A 14,530-nucleotide genomic window follows, 5' to 3' on the forward strand; every position below is an offset into this window, starting at 1 on the left:
AGGCACCTAGGAAAACTTGACACATACATAACTTGGTAAATCTTTACGTTTACGGAGTTTATCAATAAAATCTGGATAAGTACTAATATGCGTCTCAACTTTGCTAAGCTTATTTAAATTGCTTACCGTTTCTGACATATCTTTCACAATATTCATTTGATCAATACCGGAAGGCATCAACACTTCATCGTTATTATGGTGTGTTGCTTCAAATTCTGCAGAGGGATCATAACGTTCTTTTACAAACTGTTTTAATTTACGCTTAGATTCAGTCGTGATTTGTGCAGTAAAATAACCGAACGGAAAATTTGCTGCATAAACTTCTTTATCAGATAGTCCATGCCATTTAAAGTAAACTGAATTCATTTGAAGTCTAAAATTCGTACCTCTCCAGAAAACAAAATTATCTATTCCAACTTGCTGCAATAGTGTTGGCATCTGTGCATTAAATCCAAAAGTATCTGGCAAATACCCTACCATCATTGGATTTCCATAATTCTGTTTTGTATCATTTATTCCAATTACTAAATTGCGAACAATAGATTCCGCATCTGGAATCAATGCATCTGTTTGAGTGTACCAAGGTCCAACAAATAAACGTCCTTCAGCTACTAATTTTTTGATACGTTCTTTTGCCTCTGGATGTATTTCTACGTACTCGTCAACTACTGACGTTTGTCCATCTAAACAGAAATTTGCATCTTTGTTTTTCTCTAATTCACTTAATACTTCAGTAAATAATTGTTCACTTAAGGTCAAAGCATCAGCAGTCGTGAAATACCATTCACGATCCCAGTGCGTATGATTGACGATATAAGCCTTAGTCATAAACTAACCTTCCTCTCCTTCAGCATTAGCATCATGTCTTGTAAATCGTTTCAAAAAGTTAACAAGCAAAGCTTCAACTAAAACGCCAATCAAAATTGCTATTGTATACAATATTGCATTTGAAGAGAATGGGATGGCCATGACTGTCGATAACGCAGTCTTTTGAACTGTCCCAAAGAAAGCGTTCACTGCACATCCAACAGATGTTCCGACGATAATGCTTGGAATTACACGCACAGGATCAGCAACTGCAAAAGGAATCGTTCCTTCTGTAATGCCAACAATCCCCATTACCAATGCGGAACGTCCACTTTCAATCTCTGCTGAACTATACAAACGTTTACCACCTAACAAAGTTGCAACAAACATGCCAAGAGGTGGGATACCGATAGCCATAAGCATAGCAGTACTTGCCTGATAACCACCTGAAGTAAATGCAGCCATACCAAATGCGTAAGCAATTTTGTTAATAGGGCCTCCCATATCTACGGCCATCATGGCTCCTAAAATAGCAGCCACTAGCACTGCATTGCCACCACTCATGCCTTTTAACCAAGCAGTCAATCCAACTGTCATTGCTTTGATTGGATCTCCAACAATGTATATCAGGATTAGCCCCACTATTAGCGTGGCCAAAAATGGAATAATAATTAGTGATTTAACGGACATTAAATTTGCTGGCATTGGAATCTTTTTAAGCCACTGAACTAAATATCCAACCAGTATTCCAACTAACATACCGCCTAAAAATCCGGTACCCATTTGTGCTGCAACTAGCCCGACAATAAAGGCGGGAGCTAATCCCGGACGATCAGCAATAGAGAAGGAAATATATGCTGCAATAATTGGTGGAATAAATCCTAAACCAGTTTGACCCAAAAGCCTTAAGTTTCCCCAAATGTCACTTGTTTCATTCCACACATTTTGTCCACCAAAGATAACAGCAATTGATGTTAATAACCCAGCTGCGGTTACCAATGGGATCATATACGAGACACCTGTTTGAAAGTGATTTGCTAATTCTTTACCAAATTTCTTCAAATTCATGAAATTCACCTCATTCTATTTTATTCAACCTGTGCAACGGCATTATCAATAGCCGCCTTACCATCTTTAACAACCGCAGATGTTCCAACTTTATAAACCTTCTTGCCCTCAAAACGATCTGCTTCTTGAACAGTAGTATCAACTGCAAAAATCACAACATCGGCATCATCAATATCTGATTGAGAAAGTCGATTTTCAAGCCCCATCGCACCTTGAGTTTCAACTTTAATGCTGTATCCTTCTTTTTTAGCATATTTTTTTAAATTTTCTGCCGCCATATATGTGTGTGCAATTCCTGCGATACATGCTGTAACGGCTACAATCTTTTTTGTCATAATTAATTCCTCCTATTGTTGTCTCAAAATTTTTAATATTTGTTCAGATGAACTTGCTTTTTTAATTGAATCTACAAAAGCATCGTCCATTAATTTTCCCGAAAGTTTTGCTAACATTCTGAGATGCTCATCACCTTGATCATCAGGCGGAATCGCCATCAAGAAAATTATATCCACCTTACTTCCGTCTAGCGAATTCCATTCCAATTTCTGATCATTTCTCGCAAAAAGCATTGTTGAAGAAATAACCGACTTACTTTGCCCATGTGGAATGGCAATATTCTTACCAATTCCTGTAGTCGTCATACTTTCTCTTTTTAAGACGTCTTTGTAAAAATTGTCAGAATCGGAAACGCTTCCATTTTTTTGTAAGATAAACGATAAATCCTTAATCGCCTCATCTCGTGTTCTTGCATGCAAATTCATCACAATATTTTTATCGGAAATAAAATCACTTAGTTGTTCATTCAATTAAATCACCTCTCAGTAAATTCAAAATCTCATTCTTTCTTTTGCTGTTAATAATTTTTTTTATAAGCTTTTTATTTTCTAAAACGTTATTAAAATGCTTATAAATTTGTTCAATTTCTGATTGTACTTCTCTATTCATTGCTAAGAAAAAGACGATATTTACTTGATTGTCACCCCACAAAATTCCATCAGAATTAACATAAATCGCAATACATGGATGAACCACAAAATCAATTGGAGCATGTGGCATAGCAATATTATTCATTGCAGTACTTGCCATTTTTTCTCGCTTCATAGCTGCTTGACAAATTCCTGTTCGTCCAAATACTTGATCCACAAGATCATTACCAATTTTATTAATAACTTCCTGCTTGGTTTCAGCTCCATGAGCAATATAAACTAATTTTTCTGTAAGAAGCTTACCAAAACTATTTGAATCTTGCCTTTCAGATAAAACCTTATTACTAATCTTTTGAATTCTATTTGTCGATTTTTCATCCAAAAATGGCGAAACAACGACCACATGCTTTCCAGGAATTTTTATATTAATTGTACTAATAACTAAATCTTCACTAATCGGATTCCTCATTAAATCCTGAATAGATGTTATACGATTAATATGAATAGTATCAGTAAAAAAGTTGCGCATCCTCTGTTCCAACAATCTTGCTGTACCTAACCCTGTGCTGCACACGATTACTGCATCAACCATATCTTTTTTTCTTTCAATAAATGCTTCGATATGGAGTGCCATAAAAGCAATCTCATCATCGTTCAATTTAATACTAAATACTTTTTCAATTTTTGTTCCCAAATCCATTGCAGTGTTGAAAGCTAACGGAAAAAAAGTTTTTATATCTGCAGTATAGGGATTATAGAGGTTCAATCCCAGCGACAATCTTTTTAATGCCGAGGTCAGGTGTACTGTTAACCCACGAAGCAATGCCTCATCATAATTAACTAAAGCTTCCACCAAGAATTCATGAATATTATTTTTTTGAATAGGCATATCAGCTTTTTCTAATTTATCATTGTCAATCGGCTGCCCCTCAGCTGCCAATATATGGATGTTTATATATTGACATTCATCTTCCGGAATAGAAAACTTAAAATTATTTTCTAAAATAGAGACAAGTTTCTTTGTATCTGCTTCAAGCTCAACCTCAGTACCGCTCTTGGCAAGTGTTTTATCTTTTCGAATTCGTTCAATTGAAACCACTAAATGAATTGCTAATGATTGAAACTCATAATCTGTAAAATGTATTGTACTTTGTTTTTCGAACTCCTTCAGAGATTTTAAAACATTATCAAAAGTAGCTTTACTAAAAAATGGCCTCATTGCACTAGGAATATCTATCTGTCGGTGTATTTCCCCCTTTTTGTCTTCTGAATAAGCCGTTTCGCCCCAATACATTGTAAGTAGCTGTGACATTAATTTTCTTTTGGAACTTTCTGTGGCATCAATTACCATCCCGTTATGGTTTGTGTTAATCGTTGCCCCAAATTTTGCTAACATCCTTTTTACTTGTTTAAAATCTTTTTCCAAGGTACTTCGACTTACAAATGCATTATCTGCTAAATCTTGAATTGTTTGTGGCTTTCCTGATAACAACAGCTTAGATAATATTGAAATCACACGTTCATCTCTGTTACTCTTTAAAGTTGAACGAGGCTTATTTTGTATAGCATTTTGTAATCCATTAGTACTTCCATCAAAATAAATTCCAACATTCCTCTTTCGAACTAATTTGACGTCATACGTCCGAACAACTTCCTGAATGCTATCTAAATATTTTGATATTGTCTTTCTGGATCTTCCAATATGCTTAGAAATATCAGAATAATGAACGACTCCAGAGTTCAGAATCAATTTCACTATATCGACTTCTTGATCAGTTAAGTCTTGAATTGATTCTTGCATTTCATCCACCTCCTGAATACGGTTACATTGTATAATGAATACTCAAATTAGAATATATTAAAAAGTATACTTAAGATAGTGTACTTTTTAAACACCAGTCAATAACTGTATCTTCTAAAACCAATTGTTCATACATGATTGGCTGCTGTTCTACACTTTCTATTGTCAATAAATCTAAACCCGTTCACTATCCTTGACTTACCCACCCAAACAGCCTAAGATACTTACACATTAAAATGCTTTTTTACTAAGGAGTCATGTTATGAGCACTGTTGATCCAGAAGAATTTCAACGCGAACAACAACGCGTTGATGACATCATAAAAAAGATCGGCAAGCAAGCCGACCACACTAAAAAGCTTTATAACCAAGCTCACAACGAAAGACGTTCCGTTGAAGGCAACTACTCTCAAAATGCTAAAATTAATACATTTGAAGCCGATGACCGAATTGAAACTAACGCGGAGGTTCAACAACAAAAAGGCCTCGTTGCCAGTGCTGTTGAAAATGAAACGATTCTTAATCGGCAAGTGGCAACTTATAAACAACTACAAAAGTCTCCTTATTTCGGTCGCATTGATATTCAAGATCCTGATGAATCGGAACCAGAAACGCTCTATATCGGGACCGCCTCATTTACCGATGAACATGAGAATTTTCTAATTTACGACTGGCGCGCTCCCATTTCCAGTGTCTACTACAATGGAAGTCTCGGAAAAGTTTCCTATCAAGCCCCCGCTGGTAAAATGACGACCGATTTAATTAAAAAACGCCAATTCTCTATTCAAAACGGCAAAATCAAAAATCTCTTTGATACTAATGAAATCGTTGGCGACGAAATTCTTCAAGAAGTTCTTGGTCAACAAAATGACACCTATATGGCAAACATTGTCGCCACGATTCAAAAGGAACAAAATGACATTATTCGGGATACAACCAGTGATTTACTGGTTGTTCAAGGCGTTGCTGGAAGTGGAAAGACTTCCGCCATTCTTCAACGGATTGCCTTTTTGTTATATCACAGTCGCCAATCATTAAACGCGGAAGAAATTGTCTTGTTCTCACCTAATCGCCTGTACAGTCGCTATATTTCTGATGTTTTACCAAGTTTGGGTGAACACAATATGCGGCAAATTACTTTGGCCGACTTTTTGTCCCAGCGTTTTCAAGGATTAAACGTCGAATCGTTATTTGATCGTTACGAAAAAGATGACCACCGTTCCGCATCACAACAGGCAATTACGACCTTTGAAGAAAGTACCGACTTCATGCAGTTAGTCACTGATTATGTGGCCAATCTGACTGCTGACGACATCCAGTTTTCGAATGTATTGTTCAATGAAGAGCCTTTCTTTACGGCTGATGAAATTCGTGAGATTTATCGCCAATTACCAACAACCATGGCTCCTGCCGACCGCTTTTTAAAAACCAAGAACACCCTCATCAAACGCTTAAAGAATCGAATTGATAAAGAGGCCGACGCAGATTGGGTTCATGAACAAATCGATCATTTGAACAACGAACAATACAATAATTTAACCGGAACCAAGAAACTTCATGATTTTGAAAACTACGATGATGAAATTCATTACATTGGTCGCAAATTGGTAGCTAAACATTTCCAGGTTGTTTATGATGCCCTGTACAACAATTATTTTATTGATCCTTATACCCAATTTATGCAGTTTCTCAAACAGGTTCAGCTACCTGAAGAAATTTCTACCAAAGATTGGCAAGCCCATAACTTTGCTTTCCAACAATCAATCGAATTCCATAAATTACATTTAATCGATGCGGCCCCTCTCCTTTTAATGCGGGACTTGATCACTGGTGGTGGCCGCAATCGGCAAATTCAACATATTTTCGTTGACGAAATGCAGGATTATTCGCTTGCCCAGATGATTTACTTTAAGCACGCGTTTCCGAATGCAAAATTCACACTACTTGGTGACAGCGAACAGGCTCTTTTCAAAAACGTCGAAGCTCCTCAACGTTTATTGGACAATTTAAAATCGGCCTTTGCGGTTCGGCGCGCAAACCTGATCACTTTGAATCGAAGTTATCGATCAACCTTTCCCATTACCAATTTTGCCAAAGCGTTATTGCCAGATGGTGATCAAATTCAGGCTTTCAGCCGGGATGGCAGTTTGCCCACCATTTTAATTCGTGATACCCCCACGGAAAGTCGCGATACCTTAATCGATCTTTGTAAAAAACAATTACAAACTTACGGAACTGTGGCAATCCTAACGCGCAACATTGCGGAAAGTCAGCACGCGTTTAATCAAATTCATCAGGCTACCCAAGCTCACTTACTGACAGATACAGACCTTGCTTTGCCTAAGGGTGTGCTGGTCATGCCTGTTTACCTGGCTAAGGGACTAGAGTTTGATTCCGTAATTGCCTATAACATCTCTAAAGAAAATTATCCGGATGCTAGTTCGACTGGTATTATTTATACAATGGCATCCCGGGCGATGCATCAGTTAACACTTTTGAGTATCGGACCTGTTTCCCCTCTTGTCCAAGAAGCGGTGACAAGTGAAGATAAACTCGTTCAAATCCAATAAAAATAGGCAGCCAAGCGCTCTGAGAAAGCGTTTGGCTGCCTATTTTTTAGTTATTAATTTAGATTTAGCAACTTGGCATGTAATAAAACAATCTTTTCCATAACATTTGTATCCACAATGTATTTGGCATATCGATCAGGCTCAAAGTTGCTTAAGAAATCACGAATTTCAACAAAACCAGGCTTGCCCTTCACATAACTAACCGACAAATTTCCGTGAGTGACTAAATACAAATCTGCATCGGTTAGCATGCTAATACGTAAAATATCAAATTTAGCATCATACGTATATTTATCAGTACCAATTGTATGTTGCTTGTTTTTAATTCTTTTTAAAACACTATTCTTATTTAGAGTGATGTCGATCATAAAAAAAACCTCCTTCTAAATCTGCCAGCAACAATACTTTTTTTAAAAATATTATTGTCAAACATTTGTTAATTCTCCAATAGCGGAATAAGCTTCGAAACATCAACTATTTTACGCACTCAGATTTATCGATCAAAATATTTTCAAAAAACTGCATTTTTTTCAATAAAAACCGAGACATTACTGATATATTCAATAACGGACTATATTCCCTTGAACGATGCAGAATTGTAGCAAACTCTATTAGTGTTGGATTGTTTTTTTCTTCTTGAACTATTTTCAATAAATCACTAGTCTCATAATTGTTTAAAAAGTCAATATATGTTTTTAAAATATTAACAATATAGTCAGCCAATTGTAGCCCACTATTTTGTTTGGAATCCTCAAAAACAGCAAGACTTTCTGGTATATTTAGATTCTTAAAAGACCTCTCAATTGCATCCTGTTTGTCAATAATATAGTAACTGCTTGGAAAAGACGATACCCACACTGTATATTCTTCAACATATTTATCAATTAATACATCCTCTTTATTTCCAGAAAGTAAAATCGATGCAGAGTCGTAATCAACTGCTTTATCAACAAATTCTTTAGTATAAGCAATTGGCAATTTATCTGGAATTTCACCAATGTGACCAATAATGAACACTTTAAATTCTTTATAGAAATTAACTAACCTTTCTCTTACTACGTTAGGCACATTATATTTTTTTGCTAAATTTACAAATTCTTTTTGATGATTATAGGCTATTTCAGTTACTGTAGATTTGAAAAAATCCGCTTTATTCTTAGGATATACTACGTCATTCGAGGACATAATAAGTGGTTCAAGTATATCCGATATACTATAGAATAAATTGTCTATAACACCATAATGTATTAAATATTTATTCATATATAGCCAATGGATTATTTCTTGAATATTTGGGATCGATAGTATATCTAGAAAAGTACTCTTGTTATTAGAAAGAAGCCCCTTATATTTAACTTCATCTTGATTTTTAAACTTATCTCTTGTTTTTTTATCGAACTTTTCAAATAGACATTCGATATTTTTCTCAATATTATTTTCAAACGAATGCGGATTCTTGGTAGGAATAAATATTCCCCCTCTTAAGAAATAAGTGTTGTCAGTATTAAAACAACCTTTTTTTATATTAAAGTTTCCTGAATTATTTGTTTCATCTATATATGATAACCCTTTTTTCTTATAGGCTTCTTCATCTAACATAGTCAATTGATTCCTCATATTCTTAATAAATGATACCATGCAGTCTGATTCTCCTTCATTTAATTAGTGGCATCGTAATTACAGTATAACAATTACCATAGTCTTTGACTTGTATTAATTCGCTTATTGTACCGATTCATTAAATTTGGGTACTGTTTTGTCCATGGAAGATAATCTTGTTACATCAAATTATCATTAAAATTGATTACTAACATGCGATTCTTTTTTATTTGCAAATTTTGATTGATACTTTGTAACCACAATAAAAAATAGGCATCCAAACGCTCTGGGAAAGCGATTGGATGCCTATATTTTTACTTACAGTTTCTCACCATTTGATGCAATAACTTGTTTGTACCATTCAAAGGAATCCTTTTTCGAGCGTTTCTTTGAACCATGTCCATAATCATCTTGATCGACATAAATGAAACCATAACGCTTTTTCATTTCGCCGGTTCCGGCAGAGATTAAGTCAATACAACCCCATGGTGTGTAACCCATCAAATCAACACCATCAAGTTCAACGGCCTTTTTCATTTCCGTGATATGAGCCTTCAAGTAATCCACACGGTAAGGATCGTGGATACTGCCATCTGCCTCAACTTTATCACGCGCACCTAATCCATTTTCAACAATGAACAATGGCAAATGATAACGGTCTGTTAGCCAGTTTAAGGAATATCGCAATCCAACTGGATCAATCGGCCAATCCCATTCACTGGTTTTCAAAAACTTGTTTTCAGTCGCTGCATTGTCGGCATCAAAATCACCATCAATATCAAAACCGTCAGACGTGACGGTCATCGAATTGTAGTAACTTAACCCAATGTAATCAACCGTTCCTTGTTTCAGAATTTCGCGATCTTCATCGGTAATGTCCTTTCGGAAACCTTTCCGCTGCAAGTAAGCCTCAATGTTCTTTGGATAAACACCATTTGCATGCACATCCGCAAAATAGTAACGCCGTTGCATCAGCCGTTCTGTAAACATAATGTTCTTCGGATCCGCATTTACCGGATAAAGTGGCGTCATATTGATCATGCACCCAATTTTGAAATCAGGGTTAATTTCATGACCTAATTTCACAGCCTTAGCGCTTGCAACCAATTCATAATGTGCTGCCTGGTACATAGCGTCCTCATGATCTTCATCTTTTATATTTTTAAACAGAATTCCTGAATTTGTAGCAACGGAAAATTCACGATTATAACTAGTTTGGTTATTAATTTCGTTAAACGTCATCCAATACTTAACTTTGTTCTTATACCGTTTGAAACAGGTTTCCGCAAAGTTCATGTAAAAATCAATCAACTTACGATTTGTGAACCCACCATATTTTTCAATCAGATGGTAAGGCATTTCAAAATGAGACAACGTGATGACAGGTTCAATGCCATACTTGTGACATTCATCAAACAGATCATCGTAAAATTTCAAGCCAGCTTCGTTAGGTTGATCCTCATCACCGTTTGGGAAAATTCGTGTCCAAGCAATGGATGTTCGGAAACACTTGAATCCCATTTTAGCAAACAGTTTGACATCCTCTTTGTAATGATGATAAAAATCGATTCCAAAATGATTGGGATAGTTTTTTTCAGGCAACACACCATCCGTAATCTCGCGCGGAACCCCATTAGATCCTGCGGTCATGACATCGGCGATACTAACTCCCTTGCCGCCTTCCTGCCAACCACCTTCAAGTTGATGGGCTGCAACTGCACCGCCCCATAAAAAATCTTTTGAAAAACCGGTTTTATTTGGCATATCTTAATTTTCCTCCGTTTCTTTATGCTTTTTATTTTAAAGTGCTTCAGTTGTCGTGTCTGGATCTTTTACTTCGGCTTTCTTAGCAGCGGCAATCTTCTTTGCATTTTCGTTTTCTTCTTTAACTGCCTTGCTGTCAAGAGCTCTAAAGAATGGATAGTATGCAATCGTTGCGAGTGCGGCCTCGATAAGTTGCCAAAGTCCGGCACGCCAATCGCCTCCTGTCATTAAGAAGCCCATTATTCCAATTGGCGTTACCCACGGAACCGCAGCGACAATGTGACTAATGACGCCAAATTCCATAAAGTACCAGGTGATTAATTGTAGAATCATCGGAATTAAAACCATTGGAATTAAAAGAACTGTATTTAAGACAACTGGGAATCCAAACATAATTGGTTCACTAATATTAAATAGTGATGGCACAAATCCAACGTTTCGTACAGCCTTATATCGTTGGCTCTTCGCCGTAAACATACATAGAACTAAACCTAAAATGGCTCCGGTTCCACCAATGGTCATCCCAAAGTTAAGAAATCCATCAGCAGCAATATGAGTTGGTGCCTGACCTTTTGCAACTTCGGCCATGTTTTCCGTTAAGAAAACAAAGAAGATTGGTGAAGCAACGTTACCTATAATCATTGTTCCATGAGCTCCGACAAACCAGAGGGCCATGGTTAGGAAGATAACCAGTTCAACACCCCAGATGGTATCTAGGCCACCGATGATTGGTGAAAGAACATTTTGAATAATTTGGTTAATATTGATTCTAAGGAGAACACGAATGATCCAGACAATCATTAACGTAAACATCCCGGGAATCAATGCTGAAAAGGTATTTCCAACTGCCGGTGGGACAGTATCAGGTAATTTAATCGTCCAGTTTCTTTTAATAGCAAAATGAACAAGTTCACTAGCAAGAATACAAACAAGAATAGCTGAAAAGATCGAGCTTGAACCTAAATCGCTTACATTTAATGTCAACTTATCAGTTAAATTGGCAATCATATATGCTATAACGCCAATAACCGTCCCAGTTAAGGGTTCAATCTTATTGGCTCGCGCAGATTGATAACTAATTCCAATTGCGACAACCAGTCCAATTAACCCAATGGTACTGTTAGTTGCAGAATTTAAAATTGGTTGATATGGCTTAACAAATGCCTGCCACGCTGGAATTGGAAAATTCGAAAGAATTAAGAAAATGCTTCCGAATACGGTGAAGATAATGGTTGGAATCATCCCGTCTCGTAAGACGACTAAATATTTAAGTTCACCGACTTTAGTCATTGGCGGGATAATCTTGTTTTGAAAAATATCAATTATTTTGTGCATGTTACTTCCTCCAAACTTCATGACTGCTGTGATTAACAATAAGTGCAATAACTTTTAATATTTCATTTAACCTGATTTTCAAATACGTTGAGAAACAATTGGCAGTACGTCATATCTGCCCAAGAAAAGCTCTCCCTTGTAAACTTCTTTGGATCATCAACGTGAATACTTTCATGCACATGCAGCGTGTCGCCATCGTTATCGGCAATTGTTTCTAATACTACTTTTTGTTTGGCGACGGAATCACTTGTGAGACCTTCCATCGAAAGCGCAATTGGCCAAACGTAACTTTCTGGAGTGTGCGGACTCCCAATTCCGGATAAAAACTTACCTTTATAATAATACGGATTCTGATCACTTAAAATAAACCTTCGCGTATTAACATAAAGTTCGTCTTCATTGGAACAATAGCCAAGATATGGCAACGACAGTAAGCTGGGAACATTCGCATCATCCATCAAATTGTAATTTCCAAGCCCATCAACTTCATAGGCAAATATTTGGTAATCGCCCACAGTTGTCAAAGCTGATTCCTGAATTCCTTGGATAACCTGATCTTTGATCTCAACAATTGTACTCAGCAAGGATTGATCTCCTAAGCCGTGATTAATCAAATCCTCTAAATACTGCAAAATGACCACCGCATACATATTTGCCGGAACTAAGTAGCCATATTTACAGGCATCATCGCTTGGTCGAAACCCACTCCAGATCAGGCCGGTATATCTAACCGGTTCCCCTTTGCCTTCGTTTGTTAATGTATCGGTTGGTGCCCCGTTAGAACGTTCAAACGTATATGGCGAATCATTATGGTGCTGTTCTTGTTTGAATACCGCCAGAATCAATTTCACGGTTTCCCAGAAATTCTGGTCAAACTGTTCCGTATCTCCCGTTTGCTCATACAGCTTGTAAGCAATAAAAATCGGGGCACATAGTGAATCAAGTTCGTACTTACGTTCCCAAACTTTAGGTGAAATGGGAACGTTCGAAACATCACTGGTGTGAACTTTCAAAGCATCCTTCCGAAACGAATTGGCATACGGATCAATTTGAATCAAGTGACATTGCGTCGTAATTAAAGCATGAATTAATTTTTTGACTGCCGGTAAGTGATCCGCAAATTTAACTAACGGTAACATCTGAAAAGTGGAATCGCGTAACCACATTGCTGGAATATCTCCAGTGGCCAAGAAAAAATATTCATCGTCCAGAACACTAGCATTGTCCGCAAGAATCGAATTAATTCCTTTGAAAAAAAGTTCATTGGCTTTTTTACTTAGACTGGCATTTTGCATCGTTTCCGTTGCTTGTTTGAGCTCCCTTTGTGCATTGGTAATATCAATCTCTTTGATTTTCATTGGCAATGGCACCGCTTTCAAAATTGTTTGTGTTGCAACTTCTTTATTATTGCTCAAAGGGTTTTAAAAAAGTGATATAATGCAAAATAAAGCTAAATGTATTAAAAAAAGATACATTTAAGTAAAAATAATCTTTATAAATCAACTTTCTAAAAATGAGGTAACAACATGGCTTACCAACCGATGTACAAAAAAATAGCCAGTGATCTTCGTAATGCCATCGACACTAAGTCACTTTCGACATTTCCTTCCGAACAAGAACTGATGAAATCCTATAAGGTAAGTCGGACAACCATTCGCAAATCGCTAGAACTGCTAAAGGAAACCCATGTCATTCAAAGCCACCGAGGTCGAGGCACCAAGATAATCAAAAAAACGACGCCGCATCCTGCAGGCATGCCAAATACCAATCGGCAGATTATTGGGTTAGTAATGGCGGGCTTTACCGATAGCTATGGCACCAGCCTGCTTAAAGCAATTCAAGCTTACGCGCTAAAAATGAACTACTTCGTCATCATGCGCTTTTCCAATCAGTCTGCTCATGACGAGGCGCTTTACATCAAACAACTGATCGATTTTGGTGTCGCCGGTCTGTTAGTTTTTCCCGTCGAAAATTACGCCGAAAAATCAGAGGTTTTAACCTCTAATATTAAAAGGGTCCCAACCGTGTTATTGGATCGGCAGATAGAAAATTATTCACTGCCAATTGTTTCCACGGATAACTATCATGCCGCAAAAACATTAACCAAATTATTGCTCCAAATGGGTCACGTCAATACCGTGTTTATGTTGCGAAAAGGTTCTAATAATTCGGCAATGGATGAACGCATCCGCGGTATCAAGGACGCCTATCATGATTTTCAACGCACCATTCCCGATGATGCGTGGCAACAGCTGGATATTCCGGATGCTACTTCAGAGCACTACTATGATCGCTTTCAGAAATCACTTGACGAAATCAGAAACCGATTAGTGTTTAACAAGAAGTTCACGTGCTATATGGCCTTGGATTTCTCTTGCATCAATACCTTCATCATTGCCAAGGATTCGCTAACCAAAAAGATTAATCGTGTTAGTTTCTTGGGCTTTGATGGGCCACCCTATCTCACTTCGGATGTAAAATACAATCGCATTGTACAAGACGAAGGTGAAATTGCTCATCAAGCGATTAAACTATTGGATAACTTGATTAATGGCGTGGAAGTGCCGTCTACAAAGATTTTGATTGAACCTAAATACCTTGATAATCATTCTGTGTTCCCGGTGTAAATTTATATTGATCTTGTTTTTCATTTTCCATGAA

At 37.0% G+C, this 14,530-nt stretch carries 12 protein-coding genes; 2 read left to right on the top strand and 10 right to left on the bottom strand.

Translation table 11 applies throughout. The features are described 5' to 3' along the window. Nucleotides 1-6 precede the first annotated feature (6 nt). Genes IV84_RS03250 through IV84_RS03270 form a run of 5 tightly spaced genes read right to left on the bottom strand, consistent with a single transcriptional unit; the run spans nt 7 to nt 4,602 of the window. Complete coding sequence (locus tag IV84_RS03250; RefSeq protein ID WP_056986098.1) at nt 7-828, bottom strand: glycoside hydrolase family 38 N-terminal domain-containing protein; 822 nt, start codon at nt 826-828, stop codon at nt 7-9. 3 nt (nt 829-831) lie between these two features. Then, a complete protein-coding gene (locus IV84_RS03255) occupies nt 832-1,875 on the bottom strand; it encodes a PTS fructose transporter subunit IIC (protein WP_046871624.1) in 1,044 nt (347 codons plus the stop codon). 20 nt (nt 1,876-1,895) lie between these two features. Then, on the bottom strand, nt 1,896-2,210 hold the full coding sequence (locus IV84_RS03260; protein WP_046871625.1) for a PTS fructose transporter subunit IIB: 315 nt from the start codon (nt 2,208-2,210) through the stop codon (nt 1,896-1,898). Nucleotides 2,211-2,222: 12 nt separating this feature from the next. Continuing rightward, nucleotides 2,223-2,681, bottom strand: coding sequence for a PTS sugar transporter subunit IIA (locus tag IV84_RS03265; RefSeq protein WP_056986099.1), 459 nt, complete (start codon nt 2,679-2,681; stop codon nt 2,223-2,225). Next, the gene (locus tag IV84_RS03270; protein WP_056986100.1) at nt 2,674-4,602 is read right to left on the bottom strand and encodes a BglG family transcription antiterminator; all 1,929 of its coding nucleotides are present in this window, start codon (nt 4,600-4,602) and stop codon (nt 2,674-2,676) included. The genes IV84_RS03265 and IV84_RS03270 overlap by 8 nt, the downstream gene beginning before the upstream one ends. 262 nt (nt 4,603-4,864) lie before the next feature. Here IV84_RS03270 and helD point away from each other — a divergent pair, with 262 nt between their 5' ends. Further along, the gene (gene helD, locus IV84_RS03275) at nt 4,865-7,171 is read left to right on the top strand and encodes an RNA polymerase recycling motor HelD (protein WP_046871627.1); all 2,307 of its coding nucleotides are present in this window, start codon (nt 4,865-4,867) and stop codon (nt 7,169-7,171) included. A gap of 53 nt (nt 7,172-7,224) precedes the next feature. Here helD and IV84_RS03280 read toward each other — a convergent pair whose 3' ends face one another. From IV84_RS03280 to IV84_RS03300, 5 genes are all read right to left on the bottom strand, one after another. Continuing rightward, nucleotides 7,225-7,539: a hypothetical protein gene (locus IV84_RS03280; protein WP_046871628.1), complete on the bottom strand. Its 315-nt coding sequence runs from the start codon at nt 7,537-7,539 to the stop codon at nt 7,225-7,227. 106 nt (nt 7,540-7,645) lie between these two features. Then, on the bottom strand, nt 7,646-8,770 hold the full coding sequence (locus tag IV84_RS03285) for a DUF3800 domain-containing protein (protein ID WP_141306320.1): 1,125 nt from the start codon (nt 8,768-8,770) through the stop codon (nt 7,646-7,648). Nucleotides 8,771-9,088: 318 nt separating this feature from the next. After that, on the bottom strand, nt 9,089-10,534 hold the full coding sequence (locus IV84_RS03290; protein ID WP_046871630.1) for a 6-phospho-beta-glucosidase: 1,446 nt from the start codon (nt 10,532-10,534) through the stop codon (nt 9,089-9,091). A gap of 36 nt (nt 10,535-10,570) precedes the next feature. Beyond that, on the bottom strand, nt 10,571-11,869 hold the full coding sequence (locus IV84_RS03295) for a PTS sugar transporter subunit IIC (protein WP_046871631.1): 1,299 nt from the start codon (nt 11,867-11,869) through the stop codon (nt 10,571-10,573). 62 nt (nt 11,870-11,931) lie between these two features. Next, complete coding sequence (locus IV84_RS03300; protein WP_046871632.1) at nt 11,932-13,227, bottom strand: glycoside hydrolase family 125 protein; 1,296 nt, start codon at nt 13,225-13,227, stop codon at nt 11,932-11,934. A 168-nt stretch (nt 13,228-13,395) separates the two neighbouring features. On the opposite strand from IV84_RS03300, the gene IV84_RS03305 reads away from it, so the two are divergent. Next, a complete protein-coding gene (locus IV84_RS03305) occupies nt 13,396-14,496 on the top strand; it encodes a GntR family transcriptional regulator (RefSeq protein WP_046871633.1) in 1,101 nt (366 codons plus the stop codon). The last annotated feature ends 34 nt before the right edge of the window (nt 14,497-14,530 follow it).

The sequence above is a fragment of the Pediococcus damnosus genome, from assembly GCF_001437255.1.
GTDB classification, from domain to species: domain Bacteria; phylum Bacillota; class Bacilli; order Lactobacillales; family Lactobacillaceae; genus Pediococcus; species Pediococcus damnosus.